Origin of the sequence: Flavihumibacter stibioxidans, assembly GCF_014332695.1 — a bacterium.
GTDB lineage: Bacteria > Bacteroidota > Bacteroidia > Chitinophagales > Chitinophagaceae > Flavihumibacter > Flavihumibacter stibioxidans.
Window position 1 is genome coordinate 869,734 of sequence record NZ_MBUA01000001.1, and the last position, 21,593, is coordinate 891,326.

The window sequence follows — 21,593 nt, forward strand, 5'->3', positions numbered from 1 at the left end:
ACTTGGTCAGCCATTTTGCTAACATTTGTTAGCTTTTTTATTTCAACCCAATTTTTCTGAATGCAACTAAACGAGATCCGGCTGTCGGATGAATTATTACAGGCATTGTACACCAGTTCACTGGTGCTTCCCGATAATACCCGGGTGAAACAGCCTGTCATGCAGCCCCTCGCGGAACATCCCGCCCCCCTGCAGGAACCTGCACCGGCTCTCCGGCAAACACCAGTGGCAGAACAACCCGAGGTCCGGCAGGGCGCCGGCCCCATTCAGTATCTGGGGAAAAATAACAGGAATTTCGTAATCCTGGTTCATTATCCCGACCAGTTGCACCTGCCTGATGACGCGTTTGAATTTCTCAGCAATGTTCTGAAAGCCTGCCAGCTGAACGCCGCAGACGTGGCCATTGTAAACCAGGCCAGCCAGTCTGCCCGCCTGCCAGACATTCAGGCACAACTCTCCCCCACTTTCCTGATCTGTTTCGGAAAGGAGGCTAAACCTGAGGACCTGCCGGATATTAACCAGCTGGTACCCGGAAACCTGCAAAACTTGAAATATATGCTGGCACCTGAACTGGATGTGTTGAAACAAAACTCCGAGGCCATAAAACCGCTGAAGAAGCAGTTGTGGGAAGGACTCAAACAAATGCTCCAAATTCAATAAGATGGAATTGATTTTTGCCACCAATAACCCCAATAAGGTAAAGGAGATTCAGCACATCCTGCCTGCAGGAATCAAGGTAGTTTCACTGAAAGAGGGCGGCATCAATATAGATATTCCGGAGCCCCATGATACCCTGCAGGCTAATGCTTCTGAAAAATCCTCCGTCATTCACAGGCTGACCGGAAAGGATTGTTTCAGCGAAGACACAGGGCTGGAAGTAACAGCTCTTAACGGAGCCCCGGGTGTAAAATCTGCCCGTTACGCCGGGGAAAATGCATCGAACGAACAGAATATCGGGAAACTGCTGGAAGAGATGAATACCCTTTCGGATCGCCGGGCTCGTTTCAGAACGGTCATTTCCTTAATTTTAGCCGGCCGGGAATATTTTTTTGAAGGGATCTGCAATGGAACCATTAGCCGGGAGCCTGCCGGTACAAATGGTTTCGGTTACGATCCGGTCTTTATCCCCGACGGAAGCCAGCGGACATTCGGCGAGATGAGCCTGGAAGAAAAAAAAGCTTTCAGTCACCGGCGCAAAGCCACCGATCAATTGGTGGATTTTTTACTAAGTCAGGCAACCATATGATGAACGATAGCGACTTAATCAAAGGAAGTATAGATGGCGACCCAAGGATGCAGGAAGCATTGTACCAGAAGTATGCACCCAAAATGTATGCGGTCTGCCTGCGCTATGCAGGAAACAATGACGATGCCAAGGACCTGTTGCAGGAAGGTTTTATCAAGGTTTTCAGGAACCTGGATAAATTCAGGAATGAAGGTTCCTTTGAGGGTTGGCTGAGAAGGGTATTTGTGAATACATCCATTGAACAATATCGTCGGAAAGTTCATCTGAACAGCATTTCAGAGCAGGAAGAAAAAGGAATTGAAGATGCATCCGTATCTGTGCTGGACCAACTGGCTGAAAGGGATATCATCCGGTTGGTGCAGGAATTATCGCCCGGTTATCGTGCGGTGTTCAACCTTTACGTGATTGAAGGTTACTCGCACAAGGAAATCGGTGAAATGTTGCAGATCAGCGAGGGTACCAGCAAATCGCAACTGGCAAGGGCCAAGGCCATCCTGCAGAAGAAAGTGGCTGAATTTTTAGGAGAAAAAAGAAAATAACCGCCAACTGATGACCGATCCGTTACGCAACAAATTAAGTAATTGGGAAACGCCACCACCATCTGGGGCCTGGGAAAACATTTCCCGGGAGGTTTCAGAATACCGTGCGGAAAAATCTCTTTCAGAAAGGCTGCTGGCCGCTGAAAATGCTATACCCGCCGATTCCTGGCAGGCTATCGCTCAAAGTCTTTCCACCGGAACAACTATCCTTCAGCAGACACCAGTTTTCCGGCCTCCGATACCAATACGCCCCTTATACCCTTATCTCATCCGCTATGGAGCCGCTGCCATTGTGATCGGTTTCCTGGCCTGGGTATTGGTTGACAACCCATTTCGGGAGCCGGAATCAATAACCACTTCAATCATTCCCGCCCAAAATACCGTAACCGAAAAACCACTTGCGGCTTCGCCGGAAACACCATCCAACAGTCAGGACGATATTCCATCCGGGAAAGTCCCCCTGGCGTTAAATTCAGTTGGTTCCGGTCTTTCAGAAAAAAGAAATTTTCTGAAACGGGAACCCAAACACGCGGTGGTCCGCCCCCGATATGCCGTAAACGTCCAAACACCCCGGAGCCAGGTACTCCCGAAAAAAGCACCAGCCTCGGGCATTCAGTCCCTTCCAGTGCAAAACCGGGATCCGAGGTATATCCTGGTTGCAGACCAGAATGGCAGCCCGGTAAAACTATCAGCAAAGTTTGCTCCGCTGTATTACCATCTCTCCAACCCCGGCTCATCAAACCCAACAGGAACACCCCCTGCCATCATGGACAAACTGGAACAAATGATCCTGAGAAGTCAGTATATACCGGAACCGACCAACCTGTTTGACCTGCTTAGGTTAAGGGATATCCTGCAACAGGAAAAATGAGCACTTTTATAAATGAATAATAATGGCAAGGATCAGGTTAGATATTCCGGCTGATTTCAACTTTACAACCCGCATACCCGTAAGGATAACCGACCTGAATTATGGTGGACACGTAGGCAATGACACCATACTGACGCTTATACATGAAGCCAGGATGCAGTTCCTGCAACAAGCCGGCTATAGCGAACTTGATCTTGCCGGTGCAGCCCTGATAATGGGCGATGTAGCCATTGAATTTAAACACGAAATGTTTTATGGCGACCACCTGGAAGTAAGTGTGGCGGCGGGAGATTTCTCAAGGGTGGGTTTTGACCTGTATTACAAACTTGAAAAAGTTACCGGTGACCGGCGCGTACTCATTGCACAGGCAAAAACCGGTATGGTCTGCTTCAACTACCAGTTGAGGAAAGTTGTTGCCATTCCCTCCGGCGTTCCTGAAAAACTTGCTCTCCTTCAAGCAACCACCAGCCACCAACCACCCACATTCAATTAGTAGTTATCGTCATTCCATATCCTCCACCCTTCTTCAGCCTGGATTAATAACATATCATGCCCGTTTTCTATAACGGCACCCTTTGCTTTACCCATAGACAGGAAACGGGTTTCTGGCGGATTATAGACCAGGTCGTAGAGGTAGTGATCTTTTCCGATATGGGAATAATCCATGGGGGGCATTTCATTTTCATTTGGGTGCATCCCCAGTGGCGTTGTGTTGATCCAGAGTCGGGTATTGCTGAGTTGTTCCTTTGTAAGGGATGAGTAATCAAGGATCCCTTTCTCCGCATCGGCCCTGCGGCTTATAACGGTGAAGGGTATATGTAGTTTTTCAAGTACATACTGAACTGCTTTGGAAGCGCCGCCAGTACCCAGGACAAAAGCACGATCGTGCCTGGGCTGAAGGTATTTGCGCAGTGACAGTTCAAATCCCGTTACATCGGTGTTATAACCAATCAGTTTCCCGTTTTTAATTTTAATGCAGTTGCAGGCTCCGATAGCTTTCACTACAGGGGAAAGTTCATCCAGAAATGGAATTACTTTTTCCTTATAAGGAATGGTAACATTCAGCCCTTCGAGCAAGGGATGATTTTCCAGCAAGGCAGGAAATTCATCTATTGATGCGATGGGGAAATTTTCATATACGGCCCCGATGCCTTCCTTTTCAAATTTGGCACTGAAATAACCTTTCGAAAAAGAATGGCCCAGGGGGTAACCAATCAGCCCGAACAGCCGCATCAGGCGTTTTCTTTGTTGAGGAACATATGGAAAGTATCACCTCGCAGTCCAACCCGCATCGCCTCCAGTGATAGCATTTCAGAAGGGGCAATATTACCGAGGTTCACATTACAGCCGATCAGTTCGATGAAGTAAAGCTGTTGTGCTTTCTGCGGAGCTTCCCAGATAATTTTTTCTTCCGGGATCTGGGTCAGGATTTCCTGTACCAAACCTTCCCTTACCTCACCGCTGCCCCTGTAGATGCCGACATTTCCTGCCTCACGGGCTTCGGCGATCACATAGGTAGAGCCGGCTTCCAGTTCCGCACGCATCAGTTCGATCCATTTGTAGGGAGGAATGATATGGGCCGCATCCTTGCTTCCGACTTCACTCAGCACGGTTCCATGCTTGGTCAGTTTTTCAATATAGCCGCATTTTTCGGCATGCGGTATGGTGATGGAACCATCGCTTACCTCCATCATGGAAATGCCATAATCCTTGCAGACACTGATATAATCTTCAAACTGGTTGCGGATGAGAAAGGCTTCAAAAAGGGTACCGCCAAAATAAACAGGAATATCATAAGCACGATACACCTCCAGTTTTTCACGCAGGTTGGGGGTGACATAAGATGTTCCGAAACCTAGTTTTACAATATCAACATGCGGGTGCGCCACACTTAGGAAATTCTTACTCTCTTCGATACTCAGGCCCTTATCCATTACCATGGTAATGCCATTCCTGCGAGGTTTTTTAACCCTGTCAGGAATTTGTGTTAAGTTGAAATTCATGTAGTTGCTGTTTAACAAATGCCGCGCAAAAATAGTAAACCGTGGGCATATTATGCCTTTCCGGCTTTCCGGTTCCTGGCAATTACATCAACTACCAGCTGATTTTGCAGGATGGCGGGATAAAGAGCAACAAATTCCCGAAGCAGTCTGGGCGCCTTTTGCAGGGCCCTTTCCAGGAAAATCAGGCCTTCCTTTGACTTGCCCAGGGCCAGCAGGATGGCGCTTTTATAATAAAGAAAAAGTGGCTTCCTTTCCGTATGTTCCAATGCGGCTTCAGCCTGCTCCAGCGCCTCTTCATAAAATGCGCCTACGTACAGGCACCTGATCAATGCCTCCCATCCGCTGCTGTTTCGCGGCCTCGCTCTTACCACATTGGAGAAATAAAAAATGGCATCTCTGGTTTCCCCGAGGTGAATCTTGCATTCACCCATCGCCAGGTTAAATTCAGGCACAGATTTATGTATCTGCATGGCTGTTTCAAGCTGCTTCACAGCCTGTGACCACTGTTCCTCATTGATATAGGTGCAGGCAATTTTATAGTACAACTTGCTGTCATCGGGATTCAGGTGCACTGCCTTCCTGTAATAAATCCTTGCCTGGGCATAATTTTTTAGCCGGTCATAACAGTGACCAATAGCCTCATAAATAACATCTTCCGGACGGCTCAGTTCCAGCACCTTTTCAAGCACTTCAATAGCATCCCTGAACTTGCGCAGGCGGATATATGCATCACCCATATTGCGGTACGCAAAGTCGAATTTCTCGTCTATTGTGATGGCGAATTTATAGGCATCTATGGCTTTTTCATAGAGTTTCAGTCCCTGGAATGCCGCAGCCAGGTTGAACCAGGCAAGTTCATTGTAAGGATGATCCTCCAGTATCTGCTGATGAAGCCGGATACTCTCCTCATTACGGCCGGTAAAATCTGTCCAGAAACAGATTTTATACAGCGCTTCTTCGTTTGTGGGTTCTTCCTCCAGTATCAGTTTGAGGCAATCAAATATTTTATCAAATTCCTCATAATCATCGTATACATCGGCCAGTTCAAATAATAAATCAATCCGTTCCTCTCCCTCAAAAAAGGTCAGGGCCTGCTGAAGTAAGGCAATGGCTTTATCCTGCTGATCCAGGGCCAGGAAGGCATCTGTACGTAAGATATAAAGATCGATGTCGGTACTGTCCAGCAACTCGGCCAGGTCTAGCATATCCAGTGCATCCTGGTATTTCCTGGTCGCTATCAGGATATCAGCCTTGCGCAACAGCAGGGAGGCAGAATAAGGAAATTGTTCAACGGCCATGTCACAGGCTTCCTGGGCCTGGCCAAGGTCTTCCTTATCATCATAATAATTTATGATTTTTTCAAACGACTCTTCATCCAAAAAGGGGTAAGAACGGCCGGTTTTCCTGTCGTTATAAAGCCTCAGCAACTCCTCCATATCCTCATTATCCTGGCGAAAGGGGTATTCTTTCATTTACTATAGGTTATTCTAATTTAGCTTAAACAGAAAAAATTGCCAAGTTTTTGTAACAAATTTTACCCCCATGCGTTAATATCATATTAAAGTTTGTGATAAACGGTTTCTGAATTAGCAAATAATTTGTTTATTTTTGTGCTGATGTTAAGAAAACTCCATACAAGAATTGCCAGGCATACGCTGAAACTGTTGGTTGCAACGGTGATGCTGGGTTTTGCCGGGCTGGCATTTGCCAGTATGGGAGGTGAAAAGAGAGCTAAAAAGAGCAACAAGGTTGTGACAGATTTTGTTCCGATCAAAACCAGCAATGGCTTCACCCTGAAAGCTGGTCCTGCCTACAAAGGGAGTATTACACTCAACCAGCATAAATCATCTTCACCATTTTCTTTCAATACCCTGGTTACCTACCAGAAGGGTAATACAACTTATATCATGCCATATAACAACAGGGTTTCTATTGGCAAAACCACCAATAATTGCAACAATATGCAATTACTCCGTCTAAAGGTTCGAATGCATAAATAGTCCGGCTTTACCGTGACTTCCTTCCCTTTTTGCTTTCTTCGTAACTCATTTCCCGGAACCCGGTTTTGGGGATATCAAATTTTGATACTGGTACAGGATTGAGACTAACCTGTGAAACGACATAACGAATAGTCAGTTTTCCCTGGGTCAGTTCATACTCCAGCGGCAGCCCCTTAAGGTTGCTAAACTGGGAATTATAGTTATTATTTTCCGGGATGATATCTTCCGTATAGTACACCACAAAAGAACTGCCATCTTTCAGATCAGCCACAGCCTTCCGGCAATTGTAACCAGCCAGCATCTTGGTTTCTCCGGTATTGGTGAACCTGATGCCTTCATATTTGCGGTTTTTGTCTTTCCAGTCATCTGCCGTCATCCGGATGAGCACTTTCTGCCCCCCAACCTCCTGCAGCACCACACCTGCACCCGTCCGGGCATCATGGATAGTGGTAAAACTTGCCAGGGCGCTGACCATTTCAGAACGGCTGAAGCTCCCCTTCAGGTAAACTGTTGTAGTGGCGCCATCAAAAGCGTCAGCCAGCTTAGGTTCTACGCTACCGGTGTTGATCACAGCATCGTATACCACAGTGAGGTCGGCAACCTTTTTCTGGGCCTGTACAGACAACAATCCGGCTGCGAGAATTCCTGAAAGAATTATTTTTTTCATGGTCTTATTTCAGCTATCAGACGATATTTAGCGGACCCGGGTTGTCTACTTACCCTTTTTCTGCTGCATCCCCTGCACCCGCTTTTGTGTTTCCTGCATTTCTTCCAGCTTGGACTGCCATTTTGATTTTGTTTTTGGCTTGGTCCGGTTTGCGGCCAGTTGTGCCACAATCTTGTCGTGGTCAATGATATAATTCTGGATGATCCACTGCAATACCAGGGTAATGATATTGGATACCGTATAATACCAGGTCAAAGCTGATGGCAGTCTGTTGAAGAATACCAGCAGGATGACAGGGAAAATATACGGCATATATTTCAACATCGGATTATTCTGGTCCGGTGTCATGTTCATATTGTAGATGGAAATCAGGAAACTTGTGATCACAGCCGTAAGGGTAAAAAGGCTGATATGGTCTCCGAAGCCCAGAGGAACAGTGAAAGGGAGTTTGGCAATTACATCATAGGTTGACAGGTCATGCGCCCAAAGGAAACTTTCTCCCCTTAATACAATGGCTGAGTTAAAGAAACTGTACAATGCAAAGAAGATAGGAATCTGCAGCAGGGCTGGGATACATCCTCCAAGCGGATTTACACCGGCTTCCCGGAATAATTTCATCTGCTCCATTCCAAAGGTCTGCTGGTCGTCGCCGAACTTTGCCTTCAGTGCATCAATCTCAGGGCGAAGTGCCTTCATTTTAGCCCCGCTGAGGTAACTGGAATAAACCAGTGGCGATGTTATCAGGCGGATAAACAATGTCAGCAGCGCAATTACAATACCATAACTGGCAATGAACTTCTTGATGAAATCAAAAACCGGCATTACGATATACTGATTAATAGGTCTTACAAAAGCATAGAAACCCTGTCCCAGGTTCACTATCTTATCCATTTTCTCCACCCCCAGGCTCCGCAGTACCTTGTAATCATTAGGCCCGTAATAAAACTGCATGGGAATAACCACACTGTTGCCACCGGAAAGTTTTTTCTGGAAACTGGCTTTTGCCGCCACGATCAGACTGGAGCTGTCTTCACCCGGGCTGGTCCATTCAACCTGCCCTGCATCGAACTTGTCCTTTGCAATAAGGGTGGTATTAAAGAACTGCTGCTTGATACTTGCCCAATGCACGGGCTTCTCAAACTTTTCCAGGTCATTGGAGAAGAGGTTAAAATAGTCATACTCACCATCTTCCACAATTACAAGCTGTGACTGCTGGCGCTCATATTTCACATCCTTCTCCTGTTGACGGGCATCAACCGTCCATTGCAGTTGCAGGTTCTGCTGGCTTATCAACGAGGATACACCATTAATTTTCAGATTGAAATCTACCAGGTATGACCCCTGTTTAATCAGGTATTCATGCTGTATGGTTTCGCCGTTATTCCCAGCAACTTCGTAGCTGATCGTATGGTTACCGGCTGCATCCTTTGAGGCCCCCTTAAACTGGAAAAATAAATCCCCGGACTGGGTGCTTTGATTGGGAGCGGTATTTACAGGATAGCTGATCTTGTCGCTCCCGTCATGGATAAGGGTAACCTGGCTGCTGTCGGAGCGTTTAAAGTTCCTGAGTGCCACCTGTACGGGCTGACCACCTTTATTGCTGAAGCGGACAGACAACAGGTCGGTTTCCACATCCTGGAATTCTTCGGTACCACCTATGGCCCTGGCCCAACCCTTCACAGTAGAATCAAGCGCAACCTTTGCAACAGCACTGTCCTTCCGGGATGCGTCCGCAGCTTTTTTCTTTGCTGCATCTAATCTGGCTATGGAATCTTCATATTGCTGTCTCTGACCCTGCAATTCCTGGCTGTTTTTCGAAGAGATAAACAGGTAAACGAACAGAAGTACGCCTAATAGCACAAAACCAATAATCGTGTTGCGATCCATGCTTTGCATGTAATAATATTTTTAAGACGTGCAAAGATAGGTAATGGTTTGTGGTTTGTGGTTTGTAGTTTTCAGGTATTGGGGAAACCCACTCCTGATTGGGTTCTGCAATTCCTGCCCCCAGCGGAAGACCGCAAACTGCAAACAAAAAAAGCCCCGAAGGGCCTTTTTCTAAATCATTTCACTTTGAAGTAAAGGGTTTCTGATACCTTCCTTCTTTTCCGCATTCTCTTTGGCGGCTTTTACAAAATGAACAAAAACCGGGTGGGGATTTTCCACTGTACTTTTCAGTTCCGGATGATACTGCACGCCTATGAAAAATGGATGATCGGGCAATTCTACAATTTCTACCAATCCGCTTTCCGGATTTTTACCACTGGCAACCAGGCCTGCTTTTTCAAATTCCTCCATGTATATGTTGTTGAACTCCCATCTGTGACGATGCCTTTCCGTGATCAAAGTAGTCCCATATATCTGGTGGGCAAGTGTTCCGGCTTTGATTTCGCATGGATAGGATCCCAACCTCATGGTACCTCCCTTTGCAGTTACTGATTTCTGTCCTTCCATCAGGTCAATGACTGCATGACCGGTATTTGGATCCATCTCGGTGGAATGGGCATCTTTCCAGCCCAATACATTTCGGGCAAACTCTATGACGCTCATCTGCATACCAAGGCAGATTCCAAAGAAGGGCAGTTTGTTTTCACGGGCATACTTAACCGCAATGATCTTTCCTTCAATTCCCCTGTGGCCGAAACCCGGTGCAACCAGCAATCCATCAAGGTTTCCGAGTTTCTCAGCCACATTCTCATCCGTAATGAATTCACTGTGAACATTCATCACATTAACCTTACACTCGTTCATGGCACCGGCATGGATGAATGCTTCCAGGATTGATTTATAGGCATCCTGCAGTTCAATATACTTGCCGATAAGGCCGATGGTAACTTTGCTTTTTGGGTATTTCAGTTTATCCAGGAATTCCTTCCACTTGCTTAATTCAGGCTCGGCATATTGGGTAATATTCATTTTCTTCAGGCATATCTGGTCAAGCTTTTCGTGCATCATTGCAACCGGCACCTCGTAAATGGTAGGCGCATCAGCCGCTTCTATAACAGCTTCCTTTTTAACATTGCAGAAAAGGGCAATTTTTTTCCTGATTTCAGGGGTCAGCGGTTCTTCCGTACGGCAAACTATAATATCGGGGTGAACACCTTCCTGGCTGAGCAGTCTTACACTGTGCTGTGTGGGCTTGGTTTTCAGTTCCTTTGCAGCCCTGAGGTAGGGAACCAGGGTCAGGTGCACGACCAGGCAATCTTCTTCCGGTAATTCCCACTGCAACTGGCGCACGGCCTCAATAAAAGGAAGGCTCTCAATATCACCAACTGTTCCGCCGATTTCGGTGATCACAATATCAAAACCATTTTGCCCGAGTAATAACATGCGGCGCTTAATCTCATCTGTAATATGAGGTACAACCTGGACAGTTTTACCCAGGTAAGCACCTTCCCTTTCCTTATTAATTACAGTCTGGTAAATACGACCGGTGGTAACATTGTTGGCCTGGGAGGTAAAAATGCTCAGGAACCTTTCATAGTGGCCAAGATCAAGGTCGGTTTCGGCTCCGTCTTCCGTAACATAACATTCACCGTGTTCATAAGGATTCAGGGTACCCGGATCAACATTGATATAGGGATCGAATTTCTGGATGGTTACTTTTAATCCCCTTGCCTGCAATAGCTTACCGAGCGAAGCGGCAATGATTCCTTTCCCTAATGAAGAGGTTACACCTCCCGTTACAAAAATATACTTGGCCATATCTCTTGAGTTTACACTTATAACAAATTCGGGCTGGCTGCACACTGAAAAAGCATATACAGCAAGTACATATGTACTTCCTGTATAAATAATTCCAATGTTATTAAGAAAACCGCAAATCCAGTCGGACAATTGACCTTGCGGAAAAATGAAATATGTATATCCGGGAGGTCGGGCAAAGATACAATAAAACACAATAGGCACCCGGAAACCCGGATGCCTATTTTTTCCTTTTGGTGATTATTGCTTAATTATTTGATAGTCACTTGTGAAATGGGACCTGGTGTAATGGGGGTAGCTTTTATCAGCCCCGACTGGTTCCTTTTTAATAAAATATCCTTTATCTTTTCATTGTTATCCTTGTTGGCGTGTAGCACTATGATCGCAACAACTTCAATAAATAATATCCAGATACTAATATTCTTTTTCATAAACATTCGGTTCTAATTGTTTATCACAGGCTTACGGAGCTGCAAAGTATAACAAATTTTAATATTTGCAAAGTAGCCTTCTGTTTTTACCATATTACATTAACGAAGCACCTCATAATATATTATTTGTACCACAAATATTCCACTTCAATTTTTCAGTCCATTTGAATTTTAATAAAACTTGCTGAAATCCCCTTTATAATTGAAGAGCTCAGCCCCTGGTGTTCCATCTCATTCAACCCTGCTATGGTGCATCCTTTCGGGGTGGTCACCTTGTCTATTTCCTGTTCCGGATGGGTACCTTTCTGCAAAAGAAGCTCCGCGGCACCCTTTACCGTTTGGGCTGCTATCAGGCTGGCTGTTTTCGCATCAAACCCAATCTCGATCCCTCCCTGAATATTAGCCCTGATATACCGCATGGCATAGGCTGTTCCACAGGCCCCCAGTACGGTGGCGGCATCCATCAGTTTTTCCTCAATTACGACTACCCTGCCAACCTGGTTGAAAAGTTCCAATACCCAGTTGATCTGTTCCTGGCTGGCATTGACATGACTGATGCAGGTCATGCTTTCCCGGATGGCAATGGCAGTATTAGGCATCGCCCTGAATACCGGAACAGCCCCTTTTGATACAAGTTCATCGCCAATTTCCTTCATACTCACGCCAGTTACTACGGAGATGACTACCTTATCTGCCCCGATAACCGGAACCAGTTCCTTTACCACTTCCTTTATCTGGTAGGGTTTAACCGCCAGCAAAACCACATCACTTTCCTGCGCCGCTGCAAGGTTATCACTGGTAATCCTGATCCCTTTTTGTGAAAGGGGCTGCAGTAATGTCAGGTTTCTGCGGGTTACGGTAATATTTCCGGGTTCGGTAAAACCACCTGCAAGAAGGCCTTCAGCTATAGATATGCCCAGGTTTCCACCACCAATTATGGCAATTTTCTTACTCATATGGTCATATTTAAATAAAAATGCCATCACACCTTAGGGGGCGTAATGGCAGCAATCATTTTGTAAATATAGGGAATTAAAAGTATTTATTTTCCACCAGGTAGTTTCTCACATAATCATCCACACCTTCCTCAAGACTGTAGAATGGTTCATTGTAACCGGCCTTCCTGAGTTTATCCATATTTGCTTCTGTAAAATACTGGTATTTATCCCGAATATCCAGCGGCATATCGATAAACTCAATTACAGCCGCTTTATTTATTCCTGCAAAAGTTGCTTTCACCAAATCCTCGAAAGTCCTGGCGGTACCGGTACCCAGGTTGTACAAGCCCGATTCAGGCTTATTTTCCATCAACCAGAAACAAACCCGGATCACATCCTTGACATAGATAAAATCACGTAACTGCCTTCCGTCCTGGTAGTCGGGGCGATGTGACCTGAAAAGTTTTACTAAGCCTTGTTCCCGGATCTGGTTAAACGAGTGCCAGATCACGCTGGCCATGCGTCCTTTATGGTATTCGTTCGGACCATACACATTAAAAAACTTCAGTCCCGCCCAAAACGGCGGATGACATTCTTCATGTAAAACCCACTTATCAAACTCATTCTTTGAAATACCATAAGCGTTAAGTGGCTGAAGGCTGAAGGGCAATTCATGGTTATCGTCATAACCCAGTTCCCCATCACCATAGGTTGCGGCGGAGGAAGCATATACGAGCGGAACATTATGAATGGTACAATAGTTCCAGACTTTCTGCGAATATTCAACATTCAGTTCCTGGTGAATGGCATAGTTGAATTCTGTAGTGTCGGTACGTGCACCGATATGGAAGAAAAAACTGACCTGTGGCTGGTGGTCATTCAGCCATTCAAAAAACAATCCCCGGTCTATTTTTTCAATAAACAGCTTACCCTCCAGGTTAGGTTCCTTATCCTGCCGGCTGAAATCATCAACCAGTATCAGGTTTGTATATCCTTTCAGGTTGAGGTAACCAACCAGGCAACTCCCGATAAAACCGGCGGCACCGGTCACCACTATCACCGTCTTATTATCCATACTTTAAAAATAATCATTCACCATTCACCATTCACCGTTTTACAGCGCACTCAGTGCGTGCTCACTTTCATGTCCGGCCAGCAATTTTTCAATGGCCGTATCATACTTATTTTTCCAGTCATTAATGGTTCCCCAGTTTTCGCCATCGATGGAAATACTTCCGTTGGTGACGGTTCCAAGGCGCTGGAAGGCGGTCTTACCACGCAGGGCGTCTTCAATATCACACAACATCCTTGGTTTAACGGTAACCACCACCCTGCTCTGGCCTTCGCCAAAAAGATAGGCATCCTTACGGTAAGCACTATCCGTAGATATCTCAAATCCTTTACCGCCGGCAAAGCCTGACTCCGCAAGGGTAATGAACAAACCGCCTTCGCTGATATCGTGCGCAGATTCGATCATTTTGTTTTTGATCAGGGAAGAGATGGTTTGCTGCAGTGCAACTTCTTCTTCCAGGTCAAAGCGTGGCGCTGGGGAAAACTCCACGCCCACAATTTTGTGCAGGTATTCTGAGCTATTGATATCATCACTGGCCTGTCCGATCATAAGAATAATATCTCCCTCCTGCCTGAATCCAAGGGTCATTTTATCTTCCATGCTATCCAGTAATCCTACCATGCCAATGGTTGGTGTAGGGTAAACTGCACCATCGGGGTTCTGGTTGTAGAAACTTACGTTTCCCCCTGTAACGGGTGTATTGAAACGGCGGCAGGCATCACCCATACCTTTTATGGCCTGTACGAACTGATAATATACCTGTGGGTCATAGGGATTTCCAAAGTTCAGGCAGTTGGTTACACCCAGGGGCTCACCGCCGCTGCAAACAATATTTCTGGCAGCTTCCGCCACAGCGATCATTGCACCTTTATAAGGATCGGCATACACATAACGGCTGTTACAATCCGTAGTTACAGCAAGTGCCTTGTTACTGGGTTTGGCAAGTACAACGGCAGCATCACTGGGTGAATTGGTTGAAGTATTACCTGTTCCCACCATACTGTCGTACTGCACATACACCCAGCGCTTTGAAGCGATGTTGGGGATTTCAACCATTTTTTCCGCCACTGCTTTCAGGTCGGAAGCAACAGGCACGGCCGACTGGTCGAATGCATTTATTTTCTCAAAATAAGCGGGGGTCTCATAAGGCCGGTCGTATTGCGGGGCACCGCCTCCCAACACCAGCTCATATGCAGGGATGGAGGCTTCCAATTCGCCGTGCATGTAAAAATTCAGGATGCCATCTCCCGTAACCTCACCAATAACAGAACAGGGCAGGTCCCACTTTTCAAAAATGGCTTCCACTATTGATTCCTTGCCCTTTTCAACGACCATGAGCATACGCTCCTGGCTTTCACTCAGCAGCAACTCCCATGTTTTCATATTCTGCTGGCGGGTAGGCACTTTATCCAGGTCTATTCGCATACCCACGCCTCCCTTGGCACTCATTTCGGCGGTGGAGCAGATAATACCGGCTGCACCCATATCCTGCATACCAACAACGGTTCCGGTTTTAATTACTTCCAGGCATGCTTCCAGCAGTTTCTTTTCCTGGAAGGGGTCTCCTACCTGAACGGCAGGCAGTTCTTCGGTACTTTCGGCGGTAATATCGGCCGAAGCGAAAGAAGCGCCACCGATTCCATCCTTACCAGTAGCGGAACCAACAAACATCACCGGATTGCCTATGCCTTCAGCAGTAGCACTGACGGTACCACCGGCTTTCACTATACCCACACTCATAGCGTTTACTAGGGGGTTGGTATGGTAACAATTTTCGAAATAGATCTCTCCGCCAACGGTAGGCACGCCAAAGCAGTTGCCATAATGCCCGATACCGTGCACCACCCCACCCAGCAGGTGTTGTGTTTTGCTTTCGTTCAGGTTACCGAAACGAAGGGAATTGAGGGCTGCAATTGGTCTGGCCCCCATGGTAAAAATGTCGCGATGGATACCTCCCACACCGGTAGCTGCACCCTGGAAAGGTTCAATGGCCGAGGGGTGATTATGGCTTTCAATCTTGAAAACCACACCGTAGTCATCGCCCATGTCCATAAGACCGGCGTTTTCTTCACCGGCAGCCACCAGCATCCGGCCACCTTCCCGGGGAAGGGTTTTCAGCCACTTAATAGAATTCTTATAACTGCAATGTTCACTCCACATGCCACTGAAGGCACAGAGCTCGTTAAAATTCGGCATCCGGCCGAGTTTCTGTTGTATAAGTTCAAATTCTTCGTCTGTCAGACGGAGTTGGCGGGCTGTTTTTACTGTTACTTCCATGATTTTAGGCGGATAGTGTAAGAAAGCGCAAAGGTAAGGTACAGGCGGCACCTTGTAAAATCAGTTGTTAATTATTTCAGATAGGGTAATATTGTGGCTTCTGTATGCTGATCGCGTTTGTCCATAACCAAAAGGCCTTACTGCCCGAAATTGCCGCCTACCGGCATTTTTTTGAAGGCAAAGGCCTGCACACGGCAGAATGTCTTCCGGCAGAAATTCCGGATATCCGCCCCGATATAGAATGGCATTTCATGGGAACCCATTTCAGCAGGAGGTTCAGGAACAATCTGGTGATACACGAATACGCATCCCTCTCGGCCCCGCCTTTCCGGAAAATCAAGGACCTTGTCAAAAGGGAAACCAGCACCAAACCGGATTTCAGGATTTTCATGAATGAGTACATCAGGAATAGTCTGTCATTTAATGACGGCATTCCCTGGGGTTACAGGAATATGATATATATAGAAGATGGTTCCCCTCCGCAGCATGTCATCCCTCCATTATACGATTTTATTTATGCCGGAACACTCGATAAAACCAGGGAACCTCATAAATGGCTGGATTGTTTTACGGAGGGTGGCTCCATGAGTAAACGGACGGTCCTTGTTTTGTCCGGAAGGAATGAGGATCTGGTACGAAAATACAGGGCATGTTCCAATATCAGGTTTGCAGGCCCGGTGCCCCCTGATCAGGTAGCCGGGTATGTTCACCAATGCAGGTTCGGGATCAACTACCAGCCGGACAGGGAACCATTTAACCGGCAGCCCTCCGCGAAACTACTCACGTATGCGGCATGCGGCTTACCGGTCGTTTCGACAGATTATGTATGGGTGCGCGAATTCCAACAACAGTACGGAGGAAAATATTTCTTTCTAAAAACTGACCTGTCCAATTTCACCTGGGAAAACCTGAACCGCTTTCAGTTCAGCTCACCTGACCTCAGCGAGTGGGGTTTAAGTACCCAACTTAAAAGGTCAGGGGTTTGCGAATTCCTGGCCAGCCGAACGGGCATGAAAGGCTTGGCCATTATTGAGTGATGGTATTGATCACGGAATGGTATTCAGCAATAATCTTGCTAATGTCAAAGTTTGAAACCACTAACTCCCGCCCTTTTTGCCCCATGAGTTTCCGGGAGGCCTCCGGCATCTGCAGGATTTGTTCCATTTTATCGGCCAGGTCAAATGGATCGCCCGGCAGGCAGAGAAATCCTGTGATCTGGTCAAGGACCACTTCACGGCAGCCCCTGCTTCTGGAAGTGATGACAGGCAGTTCCATGCTGGCGGCTTCCATCAGGCTGCGAGGCACCCCTTCATTATAATAAGAGGGGAAAATGAAACAATCGGCCACTGAGAGTTCGGGCCTGACGTCGCTGGCAAATCCATGGTATTGAAGCAATCCTTCCCCTTCCCATTTTTTAAGGTCAGCGGGCGCAATGGCATCCGGATGGTGTGCTTCCTCAAACCCGATCAGCACCGATTCAAAATGGTAGTGCTTCCTGCGAAGTATCCTGCAGGCGTCTGCGTAAACAGCAATTCCCTTGCTTTTAAGCAGGCGGCAGGCCATCAGGAAACGGAATGGTCGGGGCTGCAGGCTTAGGGAAGCCGGGGGAGAGAAAAAACCGGTATTCACCCCTTCACCGGGCAGTACTTTGATTTTTTCAATGGAAACAATTTTTTCCGATGAGAAAACCCGGGCATCTTCATTGTTGAGAAACCAGACTTCTGTTGCCTTCCTGAGCGCATGCCTGTACAACCTTCTGACAATATGGTACAGGAGGTTATGTTTCGAAAATACATATCCCAATCCTGTAACCACCGCAACCGAAGGAATTTTTAATGCACCGGCAGCCATCGTTCCGTAAATATTCGGTTTGGCCACATAGTGAAAGATCAGGTCCGGGCGATGAAGGGCATACAACTGCTTTAACCTGAGGAAGAGTTTCAGGTCTGCCAGCGGGTTGGTGGAGCGGTTGTCAAAAGGAATACTGATATGCCGGCAGCCCGCATCTTCCAGGAAGGAAATGTATTCATCAGCAGGACTGATCACCAAAACTCTGTGCCCGGATTCCAGCATACTACGAATCACATCGATCCGGAAATTATAAACGGACCAGGCATTATTGGACACAAATGCGATTAACAGCGATTTATCATGCTCCACAGGCTTACTATAACATTAAGTTCAAATGTATAGATTTGAACGGAAAAGAAAGGAAACAGGATGCTTATATACTTACAATTTCTGGCGGCTTTTGTAATGCTGGTGATTCTAACCAGGTGGCTCACACGAAAAACTGATCCTTCTTTTGGCACTGGCCGGATCGTGCTTGCACTTGCCGCCAAAGTCCTGATGGGCTGCCTGTATGGTTATGTTTTCCTGAAATATTATAATGGGGATGACACCTGGGTTTTCAACGCGGACAGCATGAATGAAATGCGCAAATTGCTCGACCGTCCCGTTCATTTTTTTGAAGACATCAATCTATTCCGGCAGATCAGTGAATATGGCCTGGTGCAGGGTTTGAAGGAATTCAGGAGCAAACTTGAGCTGGCCATGATAATCAAACCACTTGCGATATTCAATCTTTTCAGCAAGGGTAACTATTATATTAATATCATCGCATTCAGTGCCATCACGTTCTGGGGGCATTTCTGGCTTTACCAGTTAATACGGCAAAAATTGCCGGAAAGCAGGAACTGGGTGTATTTGGTGATATTCCTTTACCCCCCTGTACTGTTCTGGCTCAGCGGCATTCGTACCGACGGAATTTTATTTTTCTTTTTTTCCCTGCTGCTCTACCAATTCAATAACTGGCTGGCAACAGGAAAAAGGTCCGGACTGTACCTAACCATTCTTGCTTTTACAGGTATGCTTTTCATTAGGGTTTCCACCGGTTTCCTGCTATTGCCCGGTTTGTTTGCCTGGTGGCTGGTGATCCGTAAAAAAAGGCCTGTAAGAAACACTTTTATAACCGTGCATGCTCTTTTCCTCCTGTTCTTTTTTACAACGGCATTATTGAAAGGTCATTTTAACCTGCCTGGGATGGTAGTGAACAAGCAGCAGGAATTCCTGGTCCTGAAAGGGAAAACCAGGCTGGCACTGGAGCCGCTGAATGGCAATCCCGTATCTTTTATCAAAGTATTTCCCCAGGCGGTAGCGAATACAACCATATTTCCCTTTCCCTGGGAGGCAAAAGGGGGCCTGCAGTACATAACCGTTATACAAAATTATTTTTTAATATGTTTATTTCTGGTGGTTCTGATCCGCAGGTATCCGGGTCGCAGGTTCCTGGCGGGAGAACCCCTTTTCACGGTTTTGCTATTTTTTAGTGTTTGTGTTTATTTGTCAATAGGTTATACCATTCCATTCCCGGGGGCAATTGTCAGGTATAAAGTCATTCCGGAAATCAGCCTGTTACTTTTATTGCTATTTGCCGCCGGTGGAAAGGAACTTTCAAATTATAAATATTTTAATGTTTATAAAAACACTGAAAAATGACTGGTTCTATCAGGCATAAGTAGGAATCGTATTACTTTTTTTAGGAAATTAGCGGAAATTTGATCGAAACAAAGGACTCAACCGATTGAAATTCTTTATTTGTCAATTATTTGCACAGCTAAAAATTATTTTTCATGTCATTACGTTTCAACGCGCTCAACAACATCAACAAGGGTAAGGAAACAAATGTACCAGCCTCTGCAAAAATCACTGCAGTGTTTGGTGAAAATGTATTCACCCTGCAAAAAGCCAGGGCTTTCCTCAGCGACGAAGCTTATAAGAGCCTCATCGCATCCGTTAAAGGGAACAAGAAAATTGACCGTACTGTTGCCAACCAGATTGCAGCAGGTATGCGTCAGTGGGCAGAAACAAAAGGTGTAACACACTATACCCACTGGTTTCAGCCATTAACCGGCACTACAGCAGAAAAGCATGATTCTTTCTTTACACTGAAGGGAGACGGCACTGCCATAGAGGAGTTTGATGGAGCCGCCTTGATCCAACAGGAACCAGACGCATCATCTTTCCCCAGCGGTGGTATCCGTGCAACTTTTGAGGCCCGCGGATATACTGCCTGGGACCCATCCTCACCGGCCTTCATTATGGAGATCGGACAGGGTAAAACACTCTGTATCCCCACCATATTTGTATCCTATACTGGAGCGACCCTCGACTATAAAGCTCCTTTGCTTAAATCACTTGAAGCCCTTAACAAGCATGCTGTTGAAGTGGCCAACTATTTTGATAAGAATGTGAGCCGCGTATCTGCCACCCTTGGATGGGAGCAGGAATATTTCCTCATCGATGAAGAGATGTTCAATTCACGCCCTGACCTGGTATTGAGTGGCCGTACGGTTTTTGGTCATGCATCAGCAAAAGGCCAGCAACTGGAAGACCATTATTTTGGGGCCATTCCAGAGCGCATTTATGCCTATATGCGCGACTTTGAAAATGAATCCTACAAACTGGGTATTCCTTTAAGGACCCGTCACAATGAGGTAGCTCCTGCACAGTTTGAGTGTGCGCCCATCTTTGAGGAAGTGAGTGTAGCTGTTGACCATAACACACTGCTGATGGACGTTATGAACCGCGTTGCACGTCGCCACAAACTGCGTGTATTACTGCACGAAAAACCATTTGCAGGCATTAACGGTAGCGGTAAGCATAATAACTGGAGTATGTCCACAGACACTGGTGTAAACCTGCTGGCTCCGGGCAAGACGCCAAAGACCAACCTTATGTTCCTGGCCTTTTTCGTAAATACCATCAAGGCGGTTCATGATTATTCAGACCTGTTACGTGCATGTATCGCATCTGCGGGTAATGATCACCGTTTGGGTGCCAACGAAGCGCCTCCTGCCATCATTTCCGTATTTGTTGGCCAATACCTCAGCAATGTACTCGGAGAGATCAAGGAAAGAGTGGGAGATAAGTTCGATGAGCAGGATGAAGCCATCCTCAAGCTCGACCTGCACCGCAGCATTCCGGAGCTTCTGCTTGACAATACTGACCGTAACCGTACATCCCCCTTCGCATTTACCGGAAACAAGTTTGAATTCCGTGCGGTAGGATCTTCTGCGAACTGTGCCAATGCAATGACCGTGTTAAACTCTATCATGGCAGAAACACTGAAGACGTTCAAGAAAGATGTGGATGCCCTGATCGAAAAAGGTGACAAGAAAGAGATCGCCATCATGCACGTGATCCGCGAATACATTGTTGCCAGCGACAAAGTGCTGTTTGAAGGCGACGGATACAGTGAAGAGTGGGCAAATGAAGCTGCAAAGCGTGGCTTACCTAACGTTAAAACCACGCCTCTCGCCCTGGATGCTATGGTAACCGATAAGGCCAAGCACCTGTATGAAAGTAATGATGTGTTGACACATGTGGAACTGGAAGCCCGTCATGAGATCGAGCTGGAGAAATACATCAAGCATGTGCAGATTGAAGCCCGCATCATGGGAGAGCTCTGCACCAGCCACGTGCTGCCTGCGGCTATCAAATATCAGAATATGCTGATCAACAATATCAGGGGACTGAAAGAGATCGGCCTGAAGGAAAGCAATTATGCCAATCAGCTCCAGATCCTGGAAAAGATCAGCGAGCACATCAATATCCTGAGTGACCTGGTGGAGAAAATGATCGAAGCCCGGAAAGTGTGCAATGCCATGGACAATACCCGTACCAAGGCCATTGCTTACGAAAGCCAGGTAAAAGCTCCGTTCTTTGACGCAATCCGTTACAGGGTTGACAAACTGGAATTGCTGGTGGATGATTCTAACTGGCCCCTGCCCAAGTACAGGGAAATGCTGTTCATCCGTTAATCATAATGAGTTTATCAACCGG

Annotated in this window: 20 protein-coding genes; 9 read left to right on the forward strand and 11 right to left on the reverse strand. The window is 46.5% G+C overall.

Annotation, left to right across the window (positions count from 1 at the left end; all coding sequences use genetic code 11):
• The first annotated feature begins 60 nt into the window (after positions 1-60).
• Genes BC349_RS03695 through BC349_RS03715 form a run of 5 tightly spaced genes read left to right on the forward strand, consistent with a single transcriptional unit; the run spans position 61 to position 3,149 of the window.
• Complete coding sequence (locus tag BC349_RS03695; RefSeq protein WP_187255387.1) at positions 61-660, forward strand: hypothetical protein; 600 nt, start codon at positions 61-63, stop codon at positions 658-660.
• Position 661: 1 nt separating this feature from the next.
• On the forward strand, positions 662-1,246 hold the full coding sequence (gene rdgB, locus BC349_RS03700) for an RdgB/HAM1 family non-canonical purine NTP pyrophosphatase (RefSeq protein ID WP_187255388.1): 585 nt from the start codon (positions 662-664) through the stop codon (positions 1,244-1,246).
• The gene (locus BC349_RS03705; RefSeq protein WP_246456770.1) at positions 1,243-1,785 is read left to right on the forward strand and encodes an RNA polymerase sigma factor; all 543 of its coding nucleotides are present in this window, start codon (positions 1,243-1,245) and stop codon (positions 1,783-1,785) included. Before rdgB ends, BC349_RS03705 begins: the two co-directional genes overlap by 4 nt.
• Positions 1,786-1,795: 10 nt before the next feature.
• On the forward strand, positions 1,796-2,656 hold the full coding sequence (locus tag BC349_RS03710; protein ID WP_187255389.1) for a hypothetical protein: 861 nt from the start codon (positions 1,796-1,798) through the stop codon (positions 2,654-2,656).
• A gap of 22 nt (positions 2,657-2,678) precedes the next feature.
• Entirely contained in the window at positions 2,679-3,149 is a 471-nt protein-coding gene (locus BC349_RS03715; protein ID WP_187255390.1) for an acyl-CoA thioesterase, read from the forward strand.
• On the opposite strand, the gene BC349_RS03720 is transcribed toward BC349_RS03715, so the two are convergent.
• From BC349_RS03720 to BC349_RS03730, 3 genes are read right to left on the reverse strand one after another with little or no spacing between them, the layout of a single operon-like run.
• On the reverse strand, positions 3,146-3,889 hold the full coding sequence (locus BC349_RS03720) for a shikimate dehydrogenase family protein (RefSeq protein WP_187255391.1): 744 nt from the start codon (positions 3,887-3,889) through the stop codon (positions 3,146-3,148). The genes BC349_RS03715 and BC349_RS03720 overlap by 4 nt on opposite strands.
• Positions 3,889-4,659 carry a phosphosulfolactate synthase gene (locus BC349_RS03725; protein WP_187255392.1) on the reverse strand — a complete coding sequence of 257 codons (771 nt, stop codon included), beginning with the start codon at positions 4,657-4,659 and terminating at the stop codon, positions 3,889-3,891. The genes BC349_RS03720 and BC349_RS03725 overlap by 1 nt, the downstream gene beginning before the upstream one ends.
• 50 nt (positions 4,660-4,709) lie before the next feature.
• Positions 4,710-6,131 carry a tetratricopeptide repeat protein gene (locus tag BC349_RS03730; protein ID WP_187255393.1) on the reverse strand — a complete coding sequence of 474 codons (1,422 nt, stop codon included), beginning with the start codon at positions 6,129-6,131 and terminating at the stop codon, positions 4,710-4,712.
• Between the two features lie 144 nt (positions 6,132-6,275).
• Between BC349_RS03730 and BC349_RS03735 the strand changes: the two genes are divergently transcribed.
• Positions 6,276-6,659 (forward strand): hypothetical protein, encoded by a 384-nt coding sequence (locus BC349_RS03735; protein WP_187255394.1) that lies wholly within the window; start codon positions 6,276-6,278, stop codon positions 6,657-6,659.
• Positions 6,660-6,666: 7 nt separating this feature from the next.
• On the opposite strand, the gene BC349_RS03740 is transcribed toward BC349_RS03735, so the two are convergent.
• From BC349_RS03740 to purL, 7 genes are all read right to left on the reverse strand, one after another.
• Positions 6,667-7,326 carry a hypothetical protein gene (locus BC349_RS03740; protein ID WP_187255395.1) on the reverse strand — a complete coding sequence of 220 codons (660 nt, stop codon included), beginning with the start codon at positions 7,324-7,326 and terminating at the stop codon, positions 6,667-6,669.
• A 45-nt stretch (positions 7,327-7,371) separates the two neighbouring features.
• Positions 7,372-9,222 carry a membrane protein insertase YidC gene (gene yidC, locus BC349_RS03745; RefSeq protein WP_187255396.1) on the reverse strand — a complete coding sequence of 617 codons (1,851 nt, stop codon included), beginning with the start codon at positions 9,220-9,222 and terminating at the stop codon, positions 7,372-7,374.
• A gap of 162 nt (positions 9,223-9,384) precedes the next feature.
• Complete coding sequence (gene pyrG, locus BC349_RS03750) at positions 9,385-11,031, reverse strand: CTP synthase (protein WP_187255397.1); 1,647 nt, start codon at positions 11,029-11,031, stop codon at positions 9,385-9,387.
• Positions 11,032-11,282: 251 nt separating this feature from the next.
• A complete protein-coding gene (locus BC349_RS03755; protein WP_187255398.1) occupies positions 11,283-11,462 on the reverse strand; it encodes a hypothetical protein in 180 nt (59 codons plus the stop codon).
• A 155-nt stretch (positions 11,463-11,617) separates the two neighbouring features.
• Positions 11,618-12,418: a pyrroline-5-carboxylate reductase gene (gene proC / locus BC349_RS03760; protein WP_187255399.1), complete on the reverse strand. Its 801-nt coding sequence runs from the start codon at positions 12,416-12,418 to the stop codon at positions 11,618-11,620.
• 76 nt (positions 12,419-12,494) lie between these two features.
• Positions 12,495-13,475: an ADP-glyceromanno-heptose 6-epimerase gene (gene rfaD, locus BC349_RS03765; RefSeq protein ID WP_222840060.1), complete on the reverse strand. Its 981-nt coding sequence runs from the start codon at positions 13,473-13,475 to the stop codon at positions 12,495-12,497.
• Between the two features lie 39 nt (positions 13,476-13,514).
• On the reverse strand, positions 13,515-15,749 hold the full coding sequence (gene purL, locus BC349_RS03770; protein WP_187255400.1) for a phosphoribosylformylglycinamidine synthase subunit PurL: 2,235 nt from the start codon (positions 15,747-15,749) through the stop codon (positions 13,515-13,517).
• Positions 15,750-15,853: 104 nt separating this feature from the next.
• On the opposite strand from purL, the gene BC349_RS03775 reads away from it, so the two are divergent.
• On the forward strand, positions 15,854-16,786 hold the full coding sequence (locus tag BC349_RS03775) for a glycosyltransferase family protein (protein WP_187255401.1): 933 nt from the start codon (positions 15,854-15,856) through the stop codon (positions 16,784-16,786).
• Here the strand turns inward: BC349_RS03775 and BC349_RS03780 are convergent.
• Complete coding sequence (locus BC349_RS03780; RefSeq protein WP_187255402.1) at positions 16,776-17,909, reverse strand: glycosyltransferase; 1,134 nt, start codon at positions 17,907-17,909, stop codon at positions 16,776-16,778. The two genes, BC349_RS03775 and BC349_RS03780, sit on opposite strands and share 11 nt — an antisense overlap.
• A 60-nt stretch (positions 17,910-17,969) precedes the next feature.
• On the opposite strand from BC349_RS03780, the gene BC349_RS03785 reads away from it, so the two are divergent.
• Together BC349_RS03785 and BC349_RS03790 are read left to right on the forward strand one after the other, a co-directional pair.
• Entirely contained in the window at positions 17,970-19,247 is a 1,278-nt protein-coding gene (locus BC349_RS03785; RefSeq protein ID WP_187255403.1) for a hypothetical protein, read from the forward strand.
• Positions 19,248-19,381: 134 nt separating this feature from the next.
• Positions 19,382-21,571 carry a glutamine synthetase III family protein gene (locus BC349_RS03790; RefSeq protein WP_187255404.1) on the forward strand — a complete coding sequence of 730 codons (2,190 nt, stop codon included), beginning with the start codon at positions 19,382-19,384 and terminating at the stop codon, positions 21,569-21,571.
• The last annotated feature ends 22 nt before the right edge of the window (positions 21,572-21,593 follow it).

Bases quoted from the DNA above. Each gene is read 5' to 3' on its own strand.
- BC349_RS03755 (WP_187255398.1), bottom strand. From the start codon at position 11,462: ATGAAAAAGAATATTAGTATCTGGATATTATTTATTGAAGTTGTTGCG.
- BC349_RS03720 (WP_187255391.1), bottom strand. From the start codon at position 3,889: ATGCGGCTGTTCGGGCTGATTGGTTACCCCCTGGGCCATTCTTTTTCG.
- purL (WP_187255400.1), bottom strand. From the start codon at position 15,749: ATGGAAGTAACAGTAAAAACAGCCCGCCAACTCCGTCTGACAGACGAA.
- rdgB (WP_187255388.1), top strand. From the start codon at position 662: ATGGAATTGATTTTTGCCACCAATAACCCCAATAAGGTAAAGGAGATT.
- BC349_RS03715 (WP_187255390.1), top strand. From the start codon at position 2,679: ATGGCAAGGATCAGGTTAGATATTCCGGCTGATTTCAACTTTACAACC.
- BC349_RS03740 (WP_187255395.1), bottom strand. From the start codon at position 7,326: ATGAAAAAAATAATTCTTTCAGGAATTCTCGCAGCCGGATTGTTGTCT.
- BC349_RS03695 (WP_187255387.1), top strand. From the start codon at position 61: ATGCAACTAAACGAGATCCGGCTGTCGGATGAATTATTACAGGCATTG.
- BC349_RS03710 (WP_187255389.1), top strand. From the start codon at position 1,796: ATGACCGATCCGTTACGCAACAAATTAAGTAATTGGGAAACGCCACCA.
- BC349_RS03785 (WP_187255403.1), top strand. From the start codon at position 17,970: ATGCTTATATACTTACAATTTCTGGCGGCTTTTGTAATGCTGGTGATT.
- pyrG (WP_187255397.1), bottom strand. From the start codon at position 11,031: ATGGCCAAGTATATTTTTGTAACGGGAGGTGTAACCTCTTCATTAGGG.
- BC349_RS03725 (WP_187255392.1), bottom strand. From the start codon at position 4,659: ATGAATTTCAACTTAACACAAATTCCTGACAGGGTTAAAAAACCTCGC.
- BC349_RS03790 (WP_187255404.1), top strand. From the start codon at position 19,382: ATGTCATTACGTTTCAACGCGCTCAACAACATCAACAAGGGTAAGGAA.
- BC349_RS03730 (WP_187255393.1), bottom strand. From the start codon at position 6,131: ATGAAAGAATACCCCTTTCGCCAGGATAATGAGGATATGGAGGAGTTG.
- rfaD (WP_222840060.1), bottom strand. From the start codon at position 13,475: ATGGATAATAAGACGGTGATAGTGGTGACCGGTGCCGCCGGTTTTATC.
- proC (WP_187255399.1), bottom strand. From the start codon at position 12,418: ATGAGTAAGAAAATTGCCATAATTGGTGGTGGAAACCTGGGCATATCT.
- BC349_RS03705 (WP_246456770.1), top strand. From the start codon at position 1,243: ATGATGAACGATAGCGACTTAATCAAAGGAAGTATAGATGGCGACCCA.
- BC349_RS03775 (WP_187255401.1), top strand. From the start codon at position 15,854: ATGCTGATCGCGTTTGTCCATAACCAAAAGGCCTTACTGCCCGAAATT.
- BC349_RS03735 (WP_187255394.1), top strand. From the start codon at position 6,276: ATGTTAAGAAAACTCCATACAAGAATTGCCAGGCATACGCTGAAACTG.
- yidC (WP_187255396.1), bottom strand. From the start codon at position 9,222: ATGCAAAGCATGGATCGCAACACGATTATTGGTTTTGTGCTATTAGGC.